We start from the raw sequence: 20,470 nt of genomic DNA on the forward strand, positions 1-20,470 counted from the left end.
GTTATAGCTTCTCATAAGTGGAAGCCCGAAGCCTATAAATTCTTATCTATAAATAAAATTGGATGCACATGTTGTAGATTGCAGAAGGTGGGGTTGTCGTGGGAGCAGAACGGAGCAGGATGAGAGAAGTAATATCCGGTACATCAACGCTTATGCTGCTGAAGCAGCAGCTGGAGAGCTGGGGCGAACAGAATAGTGCGCAGATAGCAGCAGATCTGATGCTCAAAGAGCAGGCGGGGGAGCTGACCCTTGCCTTCTGCGGACATTTCTCCGCGGGTAAATCTAGTATGATCAATGCCCTATGCGCAAAAGCAGTGCTGCCTTCAGGTCCGGTTCCGACCAGCGCCAATATCGTATCGATCCGCAGCGGGGCTCCGCGGGTAGTGCTTCATGCAGAGCCGGAGGCACCTGGGAGTTCTGCACCGGCAATAGAGACTACACCAGACCGGCTGCAGGAGTACTGCCGCCAGGGCGCTGAATATTCAGCGATTGAGGTCTGGGAGGAAGTCCCGCTGCTGGGGAAGCACGGCGTTCTAATGGATACTCCCGGGGTGGATTCAACCGATGAGGGGCATCAGGCAGCGACCCACTCGGCGCTGCATTTAGCTGATGCCGTGTTCTACGTCATGGATTACAACCATGTGCAGTCGGAGAATAATCTGGCGTTTGCCAAAAGTCTCAGCGACTGGGGCAAGCCGCTGTACCTTATCATCAATCAGATCGACAAGCACAGAGAACTGGAAATCTCCATAGTGGAATACCGGCAGCAAGTAGAAAGCGCTTTCCGTGAATGGGGAATTCATTCCGCGGGTCTGTTGTTCACTTCACTCAAAGTTAAGGATCATCCTCTGAACCAATGGGATGATCTGCTCGCGGTAATTGCAGCTCTGCTGGAGCAGCGCGGAGAACTGCTCGGCTACAGTCTGTCCCGTTCCATGCACCATACGGCAGCTGCGGTGCTTGCAGCTTACCGCGAGGAGCAGCAGGAGGAGCGCTCTCAGTTACTGGAAGCGGCCGGGGGTGCCGGTAAGGAAGAAGTGGAGGCAGAGATCCGGGCAATTTCGCAGGCTGAGGAGCTGCTCGTGCAGCTGCCGGAGCAGATGCGGCTGGAGCTGCGGAGTAAGCTGGATGCCCTGCTTGGCAACAGCAATCTGATGCCAGCCGATGTAAGGGATGCTGCTGGAGCCTATATCGAGAGCAGCAGCCCGGGTTTCCGGCGCGGGTTATTGTTCACCGCGGCGAAACGGGAGAAGGAGCAGGCAACGCGGCTTCTCCACTGGCACGGGCTTCAGCAGAGAGAGATCACTGCCCAGCTGGAGTGGCATATACTCCAGCTTGTGCGTGACTGGGCTGAAGGCGCAGGGCTGTGGCAGGAAGGGGCAGAGCCGCTGCTGAAGCAGGCGTTCCCGGCGGTGAGCCAGCAGTGGCTGGCGGATCAGGTCAAGCCGGGAACCGGGTCGTCGGGCGAGGCGCTGCTTAATTTCTGCCGCGCGCTTGCGGCAGAGATTAAGGCACAATTCCGCCGCGCGGCCCTGGCCTTCGGCGAGCAGCTGCTGGCCCAGCTGCCGCCGCTGCTGGACGAGCGGCGCGCGGAGCTCGCGCGCCGCGAAGCGGCCCTGCAGCGGCAGGCGCACGCGCACGCCGCGCTGGCCGCCCTGGACCGCGCGGCTGCCGCCCGCGCGGACGAACTCGCGGCGCTGCTGCCGCCGCGCCGTACCCTCACCCCCGGCGTCCTGCCGGAGGTGAGGGCCCTTACGGCTGGCGCGCCTAGCACCGCCAGCCCCGTGAAGCCGCCGCGCAGCGCAGCGGCTTCACACCCCGCCGCCGCAACGTGGGCGGCGGGTACGGCACAGCCGGCGGGCGGACGCCGCCGGCTGACGCAGGCCGCAGCGGCGCTGCACGCAGCGGCCGGGCTGCTGCGCCGCGAGCCGGCCATGGCCTCGGCTGCGCGCAGCCTGGCGGCGCGGGCGGAGGACCTCGCCGGCGGCCGCTTCACGATGGCGCTGTTCGGAGCGTTCAGCGCCGGCAAATCCTCCTTCGCCAACGCCCTGCTGGGTGAAGAGGTGCTGCCCGTGTCTCCGCATCCCGCCACGGCTGCCGTCGGCCGCATTCTGGCCCCGGAGGGCGGATTCGCCCACGCGACTGCGGCCGTGACCATGAAGTCTGCGGAGGATTTCTGGGACGATATCCTCCATTCCTTCAGTGTGCTTCAGCTGGCACCGCCGCAGCACTCAACCTGGACTGCGGCGGTGGCCCGCCTGCAGACCGGCGGGCTTCATCCGTCCTCGCTGCCGCATGCCGGATTCTTACGCGCAGCGGCAGCGGGCTGGGAGGAATCCGGCCCGCTGCTCGGAACAGAGCGTACGGTCAGCCTGCAGGAATACCGCAGCCTGGTAGCCGATGAGAAACGGGCCTGCTTCGTGCAGAGTACCGACCTCTATTATGACAGCCCTCTGACACGGAGCGGCATCGTATTGGTTGACACCCCCGGAGCGGATTCCTTACATGCCCGGCATACCGGTGTAACCTTTGGCTACATGAAGAATGCGGATGCGATCTGCTTCGTGACCTACTATAATCATGCCTTCTCCAAAGCCGACCGCAGTCTCCTGGCCCAGCTGGGAAGAATCAAGGACAGCTTTGCCCTGGATAAAATGTTCTTCATCATCAATGCGTCCGACCTCGCTTCAGACGAGGCAGAGCTGGAAGATGTGAAGCAGCATGTGACGCAGAATCTGCGTGCCGGCGGCCTGACCTCCCCGCGGATCTATGCCTTGTCCAGTCTGCTCGCGCTGGAGGGCAAGTCGCGCGGGGTACGGGAGTCCTACGAGGCTTCCGGATTCAGCAGCTTCGAAGAAGCGCTGTCTGAATTTGCGGGTGAGGAGCTGCCGCGCCTGTCACTGGCGGCGGCGAGGGATAGCCTTAGCTCGGTCCGGCTCCGCGCGGAGGAATGGCAGCATATGGCGCTTATGGCAGCGGACCAGCGGGAAGAAGGGCTCCGGCGGTTCCGGAAGCGCCGGGATGACGCAGGCCTCCGGCTGGCACAGCTTGAGCGGGAAGAGCGGCCCATCCGGGATCTGCGCCGCGAGGGTGAGGAGCTTCTCTATCATGTCCGGCAGCGCCTGTCCTTCTCCTTCGGCCGTTCCTTTCAGGAATCGTTCCATCCCTCTATCCTGCGGGAAGAGGGCGGTCATCTGAAAGACATCTTCATTGCCTGCGGCCGGGAGCTGGAGCGCAGTATCCTGCGTGAACTGGAGCAGGAGCTGTGGGCGACCACCCTGCGGCTGGAGGCGGCAGGGCGCAGGCTGGTAACTCAGGCGGCTGCAGCTGCAGCCGCAGAACTTTCCATCCCGGGACAGGAGCTTCAGCTACTGGAGAATCCAGACGAGCGCTGGCCCGCCCCGGCAAAGCTCGATTGCTCCCTTGCCCCGCTGGATTGGGCAGCACTGTGGAGCCGCTTCAGATCACCGCGTTATTTCTTTGAAGGCCCTGGACGGGCAGACATCCGCACAGCTGCCGAGCACTGGTTCAAAGAAGCTATTGCTGCTGCGGCTGTAAGCCAGGAAGAACGGCTGCTGTCTTTCTATACCGGTGCGGCAGCGGCGGCACTTTCCCTTGCCGCAGAGCAGCTGCGTGAAGGTCTGGCCGAGCAGGAAGCGGCCATGTCGGAACTCCTGAAGGGGGGTGATTCAGCGCAGCACTGGGGCCAAATTGCCGGCGAATTATCGCTCATGGAGCAATCTTTCGTCAATATGGTGGACAGTCATCTGTGAAGTTTGTAGGAAAATGTCGAAGAACGCTTGCAATCTGCTGGTTGATGGATGAAAATAAAGAAGCCTGAAAATTTACAATGAAACTGCGACAATTTACAGAAATAGAGAAGTCGGCAGTCAAATTTGCGAAAAGAGGTTGGAGTCGACAATGTGGGGAGCTCCTTTTTCAGCCCGGAGCAAGAAGCTGCTGCTGCTCGGCAGCGGTGAACTGGGTAAGGAAGTCATTATCGAAGCTCAGCGCCTTGGCGTAGAGACCGTAGCTGTGGATCGTTATGAAGCTGCACCGGCGATGGGTGTAGCCCACCGCTCTTATGTACTGGATATGCTGGATGCAGAGGCACTGAAGCAATTAATCCGTTCAGAGAAACCGGATTTGATTGTCCCCGAGATCGAAGCTATTGCTACCGGAGCGCTGGTGGAACTGGAGGAAGAAGGTTTCCTCGTGGTCCCGACCGCACGTAGCGCCAGACTGACGATGGATCGGGAAGGCATCCGCCGCCTTGCGGCTGAAGAGCTGGGTCTGCCGACCGCCGGATACCGGTTCGCTGACAGTCTGGACGAACTTCGCCAGGCCGTAGGTGAGCTTGGAACACCGTGTGTGATCAAGCCGATTATGAGCTCTTCCGGCAAGGGACAGAGTATTTGCAGGACACCTGAGGATGCCGCAGAATGCTGGAATACGGCTCTGGAAGGAGCACGTGCCAAAGGTACACGCGTCATTGTAGAGGCTTTTGTCACTTTCGAGAGTGAGATTACATTACTTACCGTCCGCTCGGTTAGCGGAACCGTATTTTGTCCGCCGATCGGCCACATCCAGAAGGATGGCGATTATGTGGAATCCTGGCAGCCGCATCAGATGAGTGAAGCGCTGCTTGCCGAAGCACAGTCGATGGCCCGGGCCGTTACGGATGAGCTTGGCGGATATGGGATTTTTGGAGTGGAGCTGTTTCTGACCACGGACGGGGTACTGTTCAGCGAAGTATCACCCAGACCGCATGACACAGGTATGGTTACAATGATTACGCAGGATTTGTCGGAATTTGCTCTGCATGTCAGAGCCATTCTTGGATTTCCGCTGGAATCGGTACGTTTGTTGACACCGGGTGCTTCAGCTACCCTGAAGGCCGAAGGAACTGGACAAGCTTTTGCGGTAACCGGGATAGATAAGGCACTTACTTTTCCCCGAACGCAAGTCCGTGTATTCGGCAAACCGGAGATCCGCCCTGGACGGCGGATGGCAGTAACACTCAGTTCAGCGGAAGATGTGGAAATCGCGCGGACGACGGCCAAGCAGGCGGCGTCTATGCTAAAAGTGGAGGTATACGAGGATGAACAGTAGTACTCAGGAGCAGGTACTGCAAATTCGCAAATGTGGCATGAATGATCTGGAGAGAGTTACAGCCCTTCTGCGGGAATTCGGCTATCCGACGACGCTTAGCGTGATGAAAGAGAGAATGGAAGGCATGGAGCATGATCCGCTCCACTGCACAATGGTCGCAGAACTCAATAACGAAGTTGTGGGAATGATCGGACTCCGGCAGGTGAAGTCCTATTACAAACATGCAGATTGTATTACGGAAATTACCGCGCTGATCGTATCAGAGGAACTTAGAGGACAGGGCCTTGGCAAAAGACTCGTATCCGCAGCGGAAGAATGGGCACGCCATCAAGGCTGCTGCCAGCTGTTCCTGCGAAGCGGCAACCGCGTCGAACGTGCACCGGCGCATGCTTTTTACCGCCATATCGGATTCGAAAAGACAGCAGGCTACCGCTTTAACAAAGCATTGCTATAATTCCTATACGTAACCGAACATCCCCATCCCGGCATAAGCGGGATGGCTTTTTTTTATTTCCGCCAGAATAGAGACTACTTAGTAAGCACTGTAGACATCAATGTTGTACGTTGTACAACATTGATTCCCGGATACCGGGGTGTTTGGACAGATTGTTGTACGAAATACAAGAATTATCGTACTAACCCGTCCGAAGGAGGAGAAATGCTGCATTTCGTACAACAATTTTGGATTAGGGACGAAATCTTGAGCAAAATGTTGTATTATGGGCAGGATTTCCCTGTAAACGACAGCAGCCGCCCGGAAATTCAAAAATGCACAGGGTGAAGAATGGGTTGTATGTTAAGTTGTTAAGTTCAGCCTATGTAAATACATAATATTTACTTGCAATAAATGCATTCAGCCTATATAGTGAATTGCTCCCCGTATTTGACTTGATCCGCTGCTACAGCTTTCATTATTTAAACATAGATTGAGCTTACTGAATCAGCTATTATAATGCTGTAAAACTCCAAACCATATAAGAAGAGGGATGAAGCATGTATAAATTAATTCTCGCCGAAGACGAGGAAGATGTAAGAGAAGGCATTATCGCCCAGATCGACTGGGAGAAATACGGATTCGAAGTGGTGGAGCAGGCAGAGAACGGCCGTGAAGCAGCCGATGCGATAGACCGGCTGCTGCCGGATGTGGTGGTTACCGATATCCAGATGCCGTTCATGAACGGACTGCAGCTGGCGGAATGGATCCGCAGCCGTCACCCAAACACGAAGATAATCATTCTGACCGGCTATGATGAATTCGAATATGCCCAGAAGGCGATTAAGCTGCAGATTGATGAATATATTCTTAAGCCCTTCTCTTCCCAGGAGCTGATTGATGTCCTGCTGAAGGTTAGAGCTGCGATTGAGACCGAGATTGCCGAGAAGGAAAATGTATTCGTGCTCAGCGAGCATTACCGTAAGAGCCTGCCGGTGCTGCGTGAGCAGTTCCTGTCCTCCCTGGTGTCACGCCGTCTGCGCTCCGCGGAAATTGCCGAGAAAAGTGCAGAATACGGCATTAACCTGAGCGGGGAGCTATTCCAATCCTCTGTTATCAGTATTGATTATATCCGTCCGGACAGAAGCTCCGGCGTGCCTGAGGCGGGGCCGGTATCCCTGCGTGACACCGGGGACCGTAATCTGCAGCTCTTTGCCGTGCTGAACATTGCCGAGGAAATCTGCCAGAAGCACAGCTTCGGCAAGGTGTTCATCCACCGCGATGATGTGGTGCTGCTCTCTGTCAGCCAGGAAACCGATGAGAGCGAAATCACAGGCAGAACCTTCGCTATCCTTGAAGAAATCCGCCAGAATGTACAGCGTTTCCTGAAGCTTACAGTGACTGCTGGTGCAGGAACGGTATGCCGGATGCCGTCCATGCTGTTCAATTCCTTCGGAGATGCACTGCAGGCACTGGATTACCGGCTGATTCTCGGCAACAACCGCGTGATCTGGATTGAGGATGTGGAGTCGAGATCCAGCCAGATGCTGGCCTATGATGAGCTGACCCAGCAGTCGCTGATCCGCACGATCAAGCTGGGTACAGTCCAGGAGCTGCGGGAAGTGGTGGACGAGCTGTTCGGGGGACTGGATACGGCGCAGGTCTCGACACAGGATTATCAGATTTTTCTGCTGGAGATCATTACATCGATTCTGCGGGTGGCCAAGGAATCCGGCAGTGAAACGAATGACTTTATCGGCTCCGGCATTTCATCGCTGACCGAGCTTAATAAGTTCAATAATATGGGGGAAGCCAAGCAGTGGATTATCGCGGTGTGCAGCCGGCTGATGGATACCATCGCCTCCGAGCGGCAGTCGAGCTATAAGCAGCTGATTGACCAGGCCAAGGATTATATCCGGGCCCATTATGAGGAGTCCGACATTTCCATCGGCAAGGTATGCCAGCATCTGCATATCAGCACAGGCTATTTCAGCAGTATTTTCAAGAAAGAAATGAAGATGACCTTTGTCAGCTATCTGCTGCAGATCCGGCTGGAGGCGGCGAAGGAAATGCTGCGCTCAACCGAGCTGAAGGCATTTGAAATCGCGGAGCGGATCGGTTTTGCCGATCCGAACTATTTCAGCTTCTGCTTCCGCAAGAAATACGGACAGTCACCCAAAGAGTATAAGAACAGCTCGCGGGGAGGATAACTCATGACCAAGCCGAAGGGTACTTTCTTTCCGCTTCGCCCGCAGCCCCGCAAGAGAGGCAAAATCCGCCTGTCTTCCAAGCTGCGGAGCATCCAGCTCATTATTACCCTGACCTTCACAGCGGTGACGGTAGCCGTTGCAGTGATCGTCAGCATTATGCTGTACGGCAAGTTTGCCAACACGGCGGAGGAGAATGCCAATCTCAACATGCAGCAGATTATTGAGCAGGTGAATTATAATCTGGAGCTGTATGTTAAGGGGATGGGCAGCATTTTTGAGACGGCGGAGAAGCAGATCACCACAAGTCAATCCATTGACTCTCCGCTGCTCTATGAACGGATGGACACACTAATGAGCAGCCGTGAGGACCTGGTATCCATGGCTGTTTTTACACCGCAGGGCAAATATGTGGTGGGTACGCCTGGTCAAAGCATGCGTCTGAACACTCAACTGGAGAGCCAGAGCTGGTTCACTACGGCCAAGCGGACCTCGGAAATATCCTATTCAGCCCCGCATATTCAGAATTTGTTCAAAGGACGGTATACCTGGGTCGTATCGATCAGCAAAATGATTCAGTACAGGGAGAAGGGCGAGCTGAAAACCGGTGTCCTGCTGCTGGATTTCAATTTCAGGACGATTGATGAGCTAAGCCGGCAAGTGAAGCTCGGTAAAAGAGGATACGCTTACATTCTCGATCCGCTGGGGAATATCGTCTACCATCCGCAGCAGCAGCTGATCTATGCCGGCCTCAAATATGAGAATGTGGAGCCGGTGCTGGAATATGCCTTCCGCAGCTATCTGGATGAGTCGACCGGAGAGAAGCGGTTTATTACCGTGCGTACATTGGCCCAGACTGGCTGGAAGATCGTTGGGGTCGCTTACTACGATGAGATTGTCACGACCAAGCGCGACCTGAACCAATTTCTGTCCTGGTTCCTCGCAGTTGTCCTGGTGTGTGTGATTGCCGTATCTGTGTTCCTGTCCTGGCTGATTGCCAGTCCGATCCGCAAGCTGGAGCGTACGGTCAAGCAGGTGGGCGAGGGAGACCTCAACACCCCCATCAATGTCAGCGGCGCCTATGAGGTGGAACAGCTGTCCAAACGCTTCAATATGATGCTCCAGCGTATCCGGCAGCTGATGGATCAGATCATCTATGAGCAGGAGACGAAGCGCAAGGGCGAGCTTGAAGTCCTGCAGTCGCAGATCAACCCTCATTTTCTATACAACACACTGAACTCGGTCATCCGGCTGGCAGAGCGCGGCAAAACGGATGAGGTCGTCACGATGATTCAGTCGCTTTCGAAATTTTTCCGGATCAGTCTGAGCAAGGGCAAGAATATTATTACTATCCAGGAGGAGCTGGATCATATCCGCCATTATCTGGTGATTCAGAGCTTCCGTTTCAAAAATAAGTTCCGTTACGAAATAACGGCACAGGATGAAGTATTGCAGTACCAGACGGTTAAGCTGATCCTGCAGCCAATCGTTGAGAATGCACTTTACCATGGGATCGAAATGATGCCGGATGAAGGGCTGATCTCGATCAGCGCTGAGCTTCAGGATGGGCTCATTATTATCAGGGTCAGTGACAACGGTCTCGGGATGTCTGTAGAAACGATGAACGTGATTCTGAGCGGAGGCGTCAAAAGCGGAAGCGGCTCAGGAGTCGGCGTACGGAATGTTCATGAACGGATCGGGTTATATTATGGCCGCGAATATGGACTAACCTTTCAGAGTGAAATTGAAGAAGGTACTATCGTGACCATTGTGTTCCCGGCCCGGCTGGCTGGAGATGACATGGATGAGCAGAAGGAGGAGACAAACTGGTGAGAAGCATACGTTTTTGGCTGACCTTGCTGCTATGCGGGGTGCTCTGGATCTCCGTGTCCTCCTGCTTTAATTCGTCGCCTGCTTATATCAATACGAGCAAGACACGTAATATCCACCTGATTGTCAAGATGAACAAGGGGGATTACTGGAATACAGTGAAGCTGGGTGCGGAAGCGGCAGCGAAGGAATTCAATGTCAAGCTGACGTTCAAAGCGCCGGACTCGGAAAGTGATATCGATGAGCAGGTGGGGATGGTGGAGGACTCCATTAAGGAGAAAGCGGATGTGATTATTCTCGCTGCCAGCAGCTATATGGGACTGGCCCAGGTCGTAGACCAGGCTGCATATTACAAAATCCCGGTGATCTCAGTCGATGCGGAAGTCGGATCGGCCAGGGTTCAAGCCTATGTAGGTTCGAATGGTTATGAAGCCGGACAGAAGTCCGCGGAGCGGCTGATTCAGCTTTTGCAGGGATATGGCGAGATCGGAATTATTAACTTCACCAATTCCTCTTTGAATGTGGACCCGGGGTCTACAGGCAGCATTGATTACGGGGCCAGGGATGCGGATGAGCGCGAGAAAGGATTCCTCAATTACGCAGCCCGTTATCCGAATGTCAAAGTGGTGCAGATCTCCTACACTTCCTCAAGCACGGTGGAGGCCGAAACCCTGACCCGGGAGATGCTGGAGAAGCATCCTAATCTGCGCGGGATTGCCACGTTGAATGAAATTGCTTCCCAGGGAGCAGCCAAAGTCATACAAAGCTTAAGATTGGACAACATAAAGATGGTTGCGTTTGACAGTTCACCCTCCATGATGGAATCGCTGCAGGATGGCACGGTGCAGGCGACCGTGATCCAGAACCCTTTCAGCAACGGGTATTTAGCCGTGAAATACGCCGTAGAAGCGCTTGAAGGTGTGACTATTCCGGAGCGGGTGGACACAGGCACCAAGCTGATTGATTTGGAGAATATGCTGTGGCCCGAGAACCAGAAGCTGCTGTTCCCGTTTGTCAGATAGGAGAAAATCAGATTTTAAACATTAGAATTTTCATGAAAATGAGTAGTATTTTATATTCGCAACCGTTTTCATGTAGGGCATAATAAGGATGTACCCGGGACACACCGGGATAACAAAAAGAAATATCCTCAGGAGGTCAATTGATTATGAAAAAAATCACTTCCGTTTTACTTGCTAGTGCATTGCTGGGTGCTGCTCTTGCAGGCTGCGGCGGCAACAACAACAACGCTGCTGACACTGGTAACAAAGCTAACACAGGCAACGCTGCTGCAACTGCAAACTCCGGTTCCGCTGCTGAAACTCCAAAGGTTGGCGTAGCGATCTACAAATTCGACGATACTTTCATGACGGGTGTCCGTAACGCCATCGATACTGCTGCCAAAGGCATCGCTACTGTAGATATCGTAGACAGCCAGAACTCCCAGCCTACACAAAATGATAAGGTGGATTTGTTCGTCACCAAAAAATATGACGGCATGCTGATCAACCCGGTTGACCGCACAGCTGCAGGCGTTATCATCGACAAAGCAAAAACAGCTGACATTCCGGTTGTCTTCCTGAACCGCGAACCGCTTCCAGAAGATATGAAGAAATGGGATAAAGTTTACTATGTTGGCGCCAAAGCAGAAGAGTCCGGCACAATGTCCGGCCAGCTGATTGTTGACTACTGGAAGGCTCACCCTGAAGCTGACAAGAACGGCGACGGCGTGCTGCAATACGTAATGCTCAAAGGCGAACCGGGACACCAGGATGCTGAGCTGCGGACCACTTACTCCATCCAGGCTATCGAAGATGCAGGTATCAAGGTTGAGAAATTGGCTGAAGATACTGCAATGTGGGATCGCGTAAAAGGACAGGAAAAAATGGCAGCCTTCCTCGGCTCCCACGGCGACAAGATTGAAGCCGTTCTTGCCAACAACGATGACATGGCTCTCGGTGCAATTGAAGCTCTGAAAGCCCAAGGATACTTCACTGGCGACAAATACATGCCGGTAGTAGGCGTTGATGCAACTGCTCCAGCGGTTCAAGCGCTGCAAGACGGAACTATGCTCGGTACAGTGCTGAACGATGCCAACAACCAGGGTAAAGCGGCAATCGTCCTGGCTTCCCTGCTGGCTAAAGGCGAAACACCTACCAAAGAAAACGTAGGCTTCGACATCACTGACAACCAATACGTATGGATCTCCTACAAAAAGATCACTAAAGACAACGTAGCTGACGCTCAATAATAGTTAGATTGCTCCAGATACAGATAAGCTTCATAAACAAAAATCCCGGAGGGCGGTCACCCGCTCTCCGGAATTCCTTTCGGGTAGGGAACAGGATGGAACCGCTGTGCCTCTCATGGAAAAAGAAAAAAAGCGTAGGGGGCGTAACAACATGGCAAATGCTGAGTTTTTGCTGGAAATGAACGGCATTACTAAAGAATTTCCCGGCGTTAAGGCGCTGGACGGAGTCAGCATAAAGGTTAGACCGGGTTCGGTTCATGCACTTATGGGCGAGAACGGTGCAGGCAAGTCGACATTGATGAAATGTCTCTTTGGAATCTATTCACCGGATGCCGGTGAGATCTTCCTGGATGGCCAGAAGGCCACCATCTCTAACTCCAACGATGCACTTAAGCACGGAATTTCGATGATTCACCAGGAGCTGCACCCGGTACCTTTCCGCAGTGTCATGGAGAACATCTGGCTAGGACGTTTTCCGACCAAGGGCATCGGGCCGATTCAGTTCATTGACCACAAAAAAATGTTCACGGACACGGAAAATTTATTTAAAGATCTGGATATCGATCTGAATCCCGAAACTTTGGTGGGCAAGCTGTCCGTATCCAAGGTCCAATCCATTGAAATCGCGAAGGCTGTCTCTTTTCATTCACGCGTCATTGTCATGGATGAACCAACCTCTTCCTTAACCAGCGTAGAAGTTGAGCATTTGTTCCGGATTATCCGGGATCTGCAAAAAAGAGGCGTAGCTATTATCTATATATCTCACAAGATGGAAGAAATTCTTGAAATCTCTGATGAAGTAACCATCATGCGTGACGGCAAAAAGATCGGTACCTGGCCGTCGGCCGAGCTTACCACGGACCTGATTATCTCCAAAATGGTCGGCCGTGACCTTACTAACCGCTTCCCTGAGCGCACTAATGTTCCAGGCGAAGTCTATATGAAGGTGGAAGGCTTGACCTCACCGGAGCCAAGATCCTTTAAGGATGTATCCTTTGAGCTGAGACGCGGTGAAATTCTCGGTGTCGGCGGTCTGGTCGGTGCGCAGAGAACGGAAGTTATTGAAGCATTGTTTGGCCTTCGTGCAATCAAATCCGGCTCCATCTCAATTGAAGGCAAAAAGGTGAAGATCAATTCGCCGCAGGATGCCAAGAAACATGGCCTGGCGCTGTTAACCGAGGAACGCCGTGTAACCGGTATCTTCCCGGTACTGTCCGTTCATGAGAATGGCGCAATTGCCAACCTTGACCATTATAAGACGCCTTACTTCCTGCTGAACGGCAGAAAGAAGAAAGCTGAAGTCGATAAAATGATTGAGAAGCTGCGCACCAAGACACCAACCACCAAAACGCAGATTATGAATCTCTCCGGCGGTAACCAGCAGAAGGTGCTGCTGGCCAGATGGTTGCTTACAGAGCCTGAAGTCCTGCTGCTGGATGAGCCGACACGCGGAATTGACGTTGGTGCCAAATTCGAAATCTATACCATCATTGCCGACCTGGCCAAGCAGGGGAAGAGCATTATCATGATTTCTTCGGAAATGCCTGAGCTGCTGGGGATGTCTGACCGCGTAATGGTCATGTCGGAAGGACGGCTTACAGGAATACTAGAAGGCGAGCAAGCTACGGAAACCGAAGTTATGCGTCTCGCTGCACAGCATTAAGGAGTACGGATAGGAGAATATGCTCGCGTAATTTTAAGGGGGATCACTACTAATGAACGTTAAAAAAGCTCAGTCCTTTGTGACTCAAAACGCAATTTACATCGTGCTGGTACTGCTGATTATGGGGATCATCATATATGAACCAAGCTTCATGTCCATCAACACCCTGCGTGACGTACTGATTCAGTCGTCTACACGCGTTATCATCGCGCTTGGGGTTGCCTTTATCCTCATCACAGCCGGTACCGACTTGTCGGCAGGCCGCGTGGTTGGTTTCACAGCTGTTATCTCCGCTTCGATGCTGCAGATACCGGATTACTCACGCCGCTTCTTCCCTGATCTGCCGCAAGTACAGGTATGGCTGCCCATCCTGATTGCCATCGTTGCCGGTCTGCTCTGCGGTCTCATCAACGGGGTCATCGTCTCCAAGCTTAATGTTCCGCCATTTATCGCAACCCTGGGCACCATGCTCATCGTGTACGGTTTGAACTCCCTGTACTTCGATATGGACCCTAACCAATCGCAGCCTATCGGCGGTCTGCGTCCTGACTTCACCAAAATCGGCTCCGGCTTTATCGGCAGCGGCCAATATTCAATACCTTACATCGTTCTCATAGCCCTGGCGGTCGCGGCCGTCGTGTGGGTACTCTTTAACAAAACTAAGCTGGGCAAAAACATGTACGCTATCGGCGGCAACATGCAGGCTGCCAAGGTTTCCGGTATCAACGTGTCCAAGAACCTGATCTACATCTACGCTATCGCTGGTGCCCTTTACGGTCTGGCGGGTGTGCTTGAAGCTGCAAGAACAGGCGGCGCTACCAACAACTATGGTAACATGTACGAGCTTGACGCCATCGCGGCTTGCGTAGTCGGCGGCGTATCCACTACCGGCGGTATCGGTACAGTTCCAGGTGTTCTGGTCGGTGTTATCATCTTCACCCTGATCAACTACGGTCTGACCTTCATCGGCATCAGCCCTTACTACCAGCTGATCATCAAAGGCCTCATCATCATCGCGGCTGTATCGTTCGATATGCGTAAATATTCTTCGAAGAAATAATTGTGGTTCGGTGATTAGCCGTAACTGCGAATGTTTGGACTTCCGGGTGCTGGTGCACCCGGAGTTTTTGCGTTCAATGTACCGATGTAAGAGGTAAAATGAACTGAGAAACTTTGATATCAGGTATGATCGTAACTGCGGTGAGTTTTGGACTTCCGGCCGCTGTTAGGTTTGGATTTCCTGATTTTTATCCGCTGTCTGCGGTAGAAATCCAAACAAGCGTATGCTTACGAAGTGAGCTTTCCTACGGAAAGCTTTTAGGCGGTCGCTATCGCTCCTCCAGTTCCAAAATCCCCTCCGTTACTCTCACCTTATATGGGGTTTATAGTTCATCTTACATTTCGATTGAAAGCAAGAACCCTCCGGGTGCTGCCGCTCCTCCAGTTCCAAACTTTACCTTCGTTACTCCCATCACCTCACCCAGGTGGGGGTGGTGCAAATTAAGCGTTTGCGGTATTTCGCAAACGTCTTTTGCTTGGGGCTTGTTGATTTTGTCGCAACTTTTCTCCAAAACCATGCCCAATATCTCAACCCTTAAGTGAGCAGCAAACGCAGCAAACCCCAAAGTAACCAGGTGTATAAATGTTGTACGTAGTGCAACTCGCAGGCTTAAATATATAAGTGTTCGGGCGGATTGTTGTACGAAATGCAAGAATTTCCTTGCATTTTGCCTTGGAGAAGGCGGAATGATGTATTTCGTACAACAATTTTGGATTTAGGGGTGTTATGATGAGCGAAATGTTGTATTTAGTGCAATATTTTAGGTTGAAGTAGTGAGGTTTCTCTTATTGCCCTCCAATTCCAGCGCATGTAGCTGCAGAACCCCAATAACAAGTGACAGGGCAGGCGAAGCAGCCCTTGAACATCCTGCTAACACACTCTGAAAGGGTGTTTTTGTGCTGCTTTTAGGTTGCAGTTTATGCCTTTGATGTAGTTTGTGTCTGTGACCTTGGTTATGCTGAAGAAAGGTGGAGAGTAACGGAGGGGAAGTTTGAACTGGAGGAGCGGGAGCGTCCGCCTTTGTCTCCGGATTTCCACCGCGTTATAGCGGTTCAAATCAAGAAATCTGGAGACAACAGCGGCCGGAAGTCCAAACATTCACCGCAGTTACAGCCTCACCTTTCCTAGTTTGCTTTTAAGCCCTCACGCTCCTAACGCATTCCACGCTCCTAACGCATTCCACGCTCCTAACGCATTCCACGCTCTCAACGCATTCCACGCTCACGCTGACGCTCATACTCACGCGTATCGGCAGCTCTGGGCACATAAACACCCTTTCCCCCTCACTCTCATATTCTATAGGCAAATGCCTTTGTAAGGGAGAGCGACTGAATGCTGAGGATTAAGCTGAACGAGCTGGGAAAAGAGAATGACAATGGTCTGATTCAGACGGAGGTATGGCGGTGGGACGGAATCGGCTGGAATGAGGTTATTCCGCAGCAGGAGGAGGATTTCATCCGTGCGGATGATGATCTGTTCGTGACGATCCCGGCAGAGGCGGGATTATACCGCGTAGACTACTCCAAAAAGCCGCTGGAGGCGCTTATCGTGCTTCCGGAGGTAGATGCCAGCGGGCTGCGGGCGGAGATGCTGCATCCGGCTCCTTTTAAGCTTAAAGACGGAACACTGTGGGGTTACATTAATAACGACGGACGGACTGTGATCGAGCCCAGATATGACTATGCGGAGGATTTCCAGGAGAATGGCCTGGCGGTAGTGCAGCGCAAGAATTACAGCGGCCTGATTGACAGCTCCGGGCGTGAGAAGGTCAAACCGCTATATTCCTTTATTGCTCCGTTTGCCGAAGGGCGGGCTGTGGTTTCGGATGCCAAGGGCTATACTTTTATTGATGAGAAAGGCAAAGAGGTCACGTCCGCGCGGTATGACTATCTGAATTCGCTGCATGAAGGCCGCGCGCTGTTCTCCAAGCAGAATACAACCGGGGGGAACTCATACTACGGATATCTGGATGCCCAAGGCAAAGAGGTGCTGCCAGCGGTGTATCTGGATGCCGGGGATTTCAATGAAGGAACGGCGCTGGTCAAAGTCGCTGAGGGGGAGTACGCGCTGATTGATCCCCAGGGAACGGCGCTGCATACGTATAAGTATCCATTCGTGGGGTATCCGGGGGAAGGTCTGCTTGCTTTTCAAGCTACGGAGAACGGGAAATACGGTTACCTCCATACAGACGGCAGCATTGCCATTCAGCCGCAGTTTACGGCAGCCTTGCCTTTCTCGGAAGGGCGTGCGGTAATCAACACAGCTGAGGATTACGGTAATGCATACGGTCTGATTGACAAGCAGGGCAAAGCCATTATTCCGGCGACTTACTATGAAGTCCAGCAGCTGGGTGAGAACCGGGTTGCGCTGGGAACCCCGCTTTATGCCGATCAGCCGTACCGGGGTTCACGTTATGTGATTGCCGATGCGCTTACAGGCAGAATTCTCAGCACCCATCCGCTGCTCGGGGTGAACAATTATCAGAACGGGCTTGCGTCGGTGTATGATGCCAAGGACACGTATTTTATTGATAAAAGCGGTAAAAAAGCCGCCCAGCCGCCGGTCATTGCCGGCTCAGGATCTCTATCCTTCAGCGGCAACCTGATCCGTGCGGATGTTGACCAGCGTACTGCCTACTATGACCGCAAAGGCAAGCAGGTATGGCGGCAAAATGGGGTCATTCCGCTCAGACCGCCGTACTCCGTGCTGGAGAAGAAATATAAACCGAACAGGGATTATCTGGTCTACTATCCGGTAGTAGAAGGGATTGCTGTCGCTGAGATATCCAAATCAGTCAATGATAAGCTGCGCAGTCTCTCACTCGCAGAAGGTGCGGGGACTGGGGGAGCGGGGCAGGATTTTAGCTATACGGGGGATTTTGCCGTATCCTTCTTCCGCAAGAACCTGCTGGTACTTGAGCTCAGCGGATACCGCTTTCCGTTTGGAGCGGCGCATGGAATGCCGACTATGATCTATGAGCATATCAATTTGCGCACCGGCAAATTTTACACGCTGAGTGATCTGTTTAAGCCTGGCAGCAAATATGTGCAGAAACTCAGTGATATTGTCGGAAAACAGATTGCGAATGATCCGCAGTATTCCTATGTTTTTCCCGATACGTACAAAGGCATTACGGCTGACCAGCCTTTTTATGTAGATGGCGAAGCGCTGTATCTCTATTTTGCCCCTTATGAAATTGCTCCGTATGCTGCGGGCTTTCCTACATTCCGGATTCCGTATGCCGAAATTATGGGCCTGATCTCGACAGAAGGGGATTTCTGGCAGTCCTTTCATTAAGCGGGGGGCCGGTGAATGCCGATATTAACTGTAAGAACATGTGACCGTTCTGAAGAGGACGGTTTCTTAAATATAAGAATATATATGCTTCGCGTTATGAATTATCCTTCTATATCTCGTTGAAACGGTACCGTCCTTATTACAGGACGGCAAAGCCGTTTCCACTTTTTGAACAGAAGCGGACAAGCCTCAGCCGTGAAGAAAAATGTCATAATTTAGAAGCGCACAGCCTGGTTTTTTATGTTACAATGACTGAGGAACAAATTACAACTTTGTAACAATTGATGTCCGCAACTCTCGGCAGCCAGGTAATTCTACAACAAGAATAAGGAGATGGCAGAATGAAAAGCAAGACTTTAAGAGCAATGATAGGTGGAAGTGTAGCCGCTGTTATGGCACTTAGCATTTCACTTCCATTACAGGCAAGCGCAGCAGCTGGAGCCACTACGGCAACCGCTTCAGATACGAATTTCGCAAAATTCATGGAATATTTCACACAGTACAATTCGAAGTCATTTGTATTTGACGGGAATACGTTCACCGTATCCAAGACCGTTATCTATAAGAATCCTGTAGCAACAGTTCCGGCAGCAACAGCTAAGCCGGTGGCTACCGCTGTACCAGTAGCGACAGCTAGACCAGTAGTCACAGCCGCGCCAGTAGCAACGGCTAAGCCTGTTGTTACACCAGCACCGACGGCTGCGCCAGTAACAACGGCTAAGCCGGTAGCTACACCAGCTGCAACTGCAGCTCCAGCTGTCGCAGACAGCGCTTCAAGCTACATTCAGCAGGTTGTAGCCCTGGTGAACAAAGAACGCGCAGCAGCAGGACTGGCTCCTGTCTCCGCACTGGACAGCCTGAACAAAGTGGCAGCGGCTAAGGCTACTGACATGCGTACGAACAACTATTTCTCCCATACTTCCCCGACCTATGGATCGCCTTTTGATATGATGTCCGCGTTCGGCATTACTTATCAGGCAGCCGGAGAGAATATCGCGATGGGCCAGAAAACGCCGCAGGAAGTTATGACTGCCTGGATGAACAGCCCGGGCCATAAGGCTAACATTCTGAGCACGAATTTCAACTACATCGGCGTAGGCTTCGACAATAATTACTGGGTTCAGGAATTCATCGGCAAATAATATAACGCAGCTCTTAAGCTTCACTCGTCCTCCGGCATTGCCGGGGGGCTTTTTTTGAGGTTTAGTAAATGAAGATAATCTACGAGAAACACCACTAATAGTTGTTGTTTTTATTCTGGATCGGGAAATGAAGGTTTTTGTCAGACGAAGATAAATCAATTTGCAGTTTCGAAGTTCTGCACTGTAGTTTCGCTTTTTGGACTTTGCAGTTTCGCAGTTTCGCATGATCAGAGCAGTGCTATAGTGCCGCCCTGGCTGCTCCACACTGTTTAGGTGAAAGCGGCGGAGGGGATTATGGAACTGTAGGAGGGGGAGCGACCGCCTTTGTCACCAGATTATCACCGCGAAGAGCGGTACAGATCAAAAAAAGCTGGGGAAAACAGCGGCCGGAAGTCCAAAATCACCGCAGCCGCGCCTTTCACCAAAACCCCCGCTTTATTTGCAAATTAAGCAAAGAAGAATTATGTTTATCTACATAGTTAAGAAGTTTGTAAAATGTGGAACAATAGAGAATAGATCGGCATACGGAGGGATAGCATTGAACGATTCCAAATGGACCTGGAGGGCAGTGGGCCTGGTATCCATCCTGGCAACTTTACTTTTAATTACAGGGTTTGTGTATGCGGTAAGCGATATTATCAATCCCAAAGGGGAGACACTCCTGTCTTCTCTCCCGCAGGAAACAGCTGCACCGACAGCCGCGGCAACGGATGAATTGAAGATACTGGCGCTGGGGGATTCTCTGGCCAAAGGGACCGGCGACAATTCCGGACAGGGGTTTGTGAAGCGTACGCTGGAGGCGTTATCGGCGGACGGAGGCAAGGCGGAGCTGCTCGGCAACATGGGCATTAACGGCTTAACCACAGCCGGACTGCAGAGCAAGCTTCAGGAGGAGGGTGTGCAGTACGCGCTCCGCCAGGCGAATGTAATCCTGATCTCTATAGGCGGCAATGACCTGTTCCGCGGCTCGGATATTCTGGGGACAGGCAGCAGCAGCGGAGAGGCAGTATCGTCAGCAGATACGGAGAATCCTGCGGACGGAATAGCGCCGCTGGAGACTGAATCCGCTGCGAATAACACGGTAGAAGGTTCAGCACCCGTGCCTACAGCCTCCACCGACGAATTAACCCCCGAATCTCTGCTCTCGGCTCTGCCTGATGCATCCAAACGGCTGGGCAGTATTCTTGACACCATTGCCGGGATTAATCCGCAGGCACAGATTTATTACGTGGGATTGTATAATCCCTTCGGAGATATTGCGGACCTGCTGGTTCCGGGTAATCAGGCTGTAACCGCCTGGAACAATGCAGCGATGGATATCATCAACACCCACAGCAATATGACGCTCGTTCCGACCTTCGATTTGTTCAACCGGCATCTGGACAAGTATCTCTCGAATGACCACTTCCACCCGAACGGGGACGGTTATCAGCGGATGAGTGAGCGGATTGTACAGGCTGTACATTAACCTGGGA

At 52.7% G+C, this 20,470-nt stretch carries 12 protein-coding genes; all 12 read left to right on the plus strand.

Features of this window, described 5'->3' with window-relative positions; all coding sequences use genetic code 11:
- Positions 1 to 119 precede the first annotated feature (119 nt).
- The 12 genes from NYE33_RS17965 (at position 120) to NYE33_RS18020 (ending at position 20,463) form a co-directional block, all read left to right on the plus strand.
- Positions 120 to 3,773 (plus strand): dynamin family protein, encoded by a 3,654-nt coding sequence (locus tag NYE33_RS17965; protein ID WP_341066827.1) that lies wholly within the window; start codon positions 120 to 122, stop codon positions 3,771 to 3,773.
- Positions 3,774 to 3,921: 148 nt separating this feature from the next.
- Positions 3,922 to 5,112 (plus strand): formate-dependent phosphoribosylglycinamide formyltransferase, encoded by a 1,191-nt coding sequence (gene purT / locus NYE33_RS17970; protein WP_076243330.1) that lies wholly within the window; start codon positions 3,922 to 3,924, stop codon positions 5,110 to 5,112.
- Complete coding sequence (locus NYE33_RS17975; RefSeq protein WP_042138559.1) at positions 5,102 to 5,566, plus strand: GNAT family N-acetyltransferase; 465 nt, start codon at positions 5,102 to 5,104, stop codon at positions 5,564 to 5,566. The genes purT and NYE33_RS17975 overlap by 11 nt, the downstream gene beginning before the upstream one ends.
- 539 nt (positions 5,567 to 6,105) lie before the next feature.
- Positions 6,106 to 7,755, plus strand: coding sequence for a response regulator (locus NYE33_RS17980; protein ID WP_341066828.1), 1,650 nt, complete (start codon positions 6,106 to 6,108; stop codon positions 7,753 to 7,755).
- 3 nt (positions 7,756 to 7,758) lie between these two features.
- A complete protein-coding gene (locus NYE33_RS17985; protein WP_341066830.1) occupies positions 7,759 to 9,585 on the plus strand; it encodes a sensor histidine kinase in 1,827 nt (608 codons plus the stop codon).
- A complete protein-coding gene (locus NYE33_RS17990) occupies positions 9,582 to 10,604 on the plus strand; it encodes a substrate-binding domain-containing protein (RefSeq protein ID WP_042138556.1) in 1,023 nt (340 codons plus the stop codon). Before NYE33_RS17985 ends, NYE33_RS17990 begins: the two co-directional genes overlap by 4 nt.
- A gap of 146 nt (positions 10,605 to 10,750) precedes the next feature.
- A complete protein-coding gene (locus tag NYE33_RS17995; RefSeq protein ID WP_099052481.1) occupies positions 10,751 to 11,833 on the plus strand; it encodes a galactose ABC transporter substrate-binding protein in 1,083 nt (360 codons plus the stop codon).
- Positions 11,834 to 11,984: 151 nt separating this feature from the next.
- Positions 11,985 to 13,496, plus strand: coding sequence for a sugar ABC transporter ATP-binding protein (locus tag NYE33_RS18000; protein ID WP_042138554.1), 1,512 nt, complete (start codon positions 11,985 to 11,987; stop codon positions 13,494 to 13,496).
- Positions 13,497 to 13,548: 52 nt separating this feature from the next.
- The gene (gene mglC, locus NYE33_RS18005) at positions 13,549 to 14,556 is read left to right on the plus strand and encodes a galactose/methyl galactoside ABC transporter permease MglC (RefSeq protein WP_039307739.1); all 1,008 of its coding nucleotides are present in this window, start codon (positions 13,549 to 13,551) and stop codon (positions 14,554 to 14,556) included.
- A 1,332-nt stretch (positions 14,557 to 15,888) separates the two neighbouring features.
- Positions 15,889 to 17,853: a WG repeat-containing protein gene (locus tag NYE33_RS18010; RefSeq protein ID WP_341066833.1), complete on the plus strand. Its 1,965-nt coding sequence runs from the start codon at positions 15,889 to 15,891 to the stop codon at positions 17,851 to 17,853.
- Positions 17,854 to 18,194: 341 nt separating this feature from the next.
- Positions 18,195 to 18,995 carry a CAP domain-containing protein gene (locus tag NYE33_RS18015; RefSeq protein WP_042138548.1) on the plus strand — a complete coding sequence of 267 codons (801 nt, stop codon included), beginning with the start codon at positions 18,195 to 18,197 and terminating at the stop codon, positions 18,993 to 18,995.
- A 538-nt stretch (positions 18,996 to 19,533) separates the two neighbouring features.
- A complete protein-coding gene (locus tag NYE33_RS18020) occupies positions 19,534 to 20,463 on the plus strand; it encodes a GDSL-type esterase/lipase family protein (RefSeq protein ID WP_341066835.1) in 930 nt (309 codons plus the stop codon).
- Positions 20,464 to 20,470: the final 7 nt, after the last annotated feature.

Source organism: Paenibacillus sp. FSL R10-2199 (genome assembly GCF_038000235.1).
GTDB lineage: Bacteria > Bacillota > Bacilli > Paenibacillales > Paenibacillaceae > Paenibacillus_AQ > Paenibacillus_AQ phytohabitans.

Bases quoted from the DNA above. Each gene is read 5' to 3' on its own strand.
- NYE33_RS17965 (WP_341066827.1), top strand. From the start codon at position 120: ATGAGAGAAGTAATATCCGGTACATCAACGCTTATGCTGCTGAAGCAG.
- purT (WP_076243330.1), top strand. From the start codon at position 3,922: ATGTGGGGAGCTCCTTTTTCAGCCCGGAGCAAGAAGCTGCTGCTGCTC.
- NYE33_RS17975 (WP_042138559.1), top strand. From the start codon at position 5,102: ATGAACAGTAGTACTCAGGAGCAGGTACTGCAAATTCGCAAATGTGGC.
- NYE33_RS17980 (WP_341066828.1), top strand. From the start codon at position 6,106: ATGTATAAATTAATTCTCGCCGAAGACGAGGAAGATGTAAGAGAAGGC.
- NYE33_RS17985 (WP_341066830.1), top strand. From the start codon at position 7,759: ATGACCAAGCCGAAGGGTACTTTCTTTCCGCTTCGCCCGCAGCCCCGC.
- NYE33_RS17995 (WP_099052481.1), top strand. From the start codon at position 10,751: ATGAAAAAAATCACTTCCGTTTTACTTGCTAGTGCATTGCTGGGTGCT.
- NYE33_RS18000 (WP_042138554.1), top strand. From the start codon at position 11,985: ATGGCAAATGCTGAGTTTTTGCTGGAAATGAACGGCATTACTAAAGAA.
- mglC (WP_039307739.1), top strand. From the start codon at position 13,549: ATGAACGTTAAAAAAGCTCAGTCCTTTGTGACTCAAAACGCAATTTAC.
- NYE33_RS18010 (WP_341066833.1), top strand. From the start codon at position 15,889: ATGCTGAGGATTAAGCTGAACGAGCTGGGAAAAGAGAATGACAATGGT.
- NYE33_RS18015 (WP_042138548.1), top strand. From the start codon at position 18,195: ATGAAAAGCAAGACTTTAAGAGCAATGATAGGTGGAAGTGTAGCCGCT.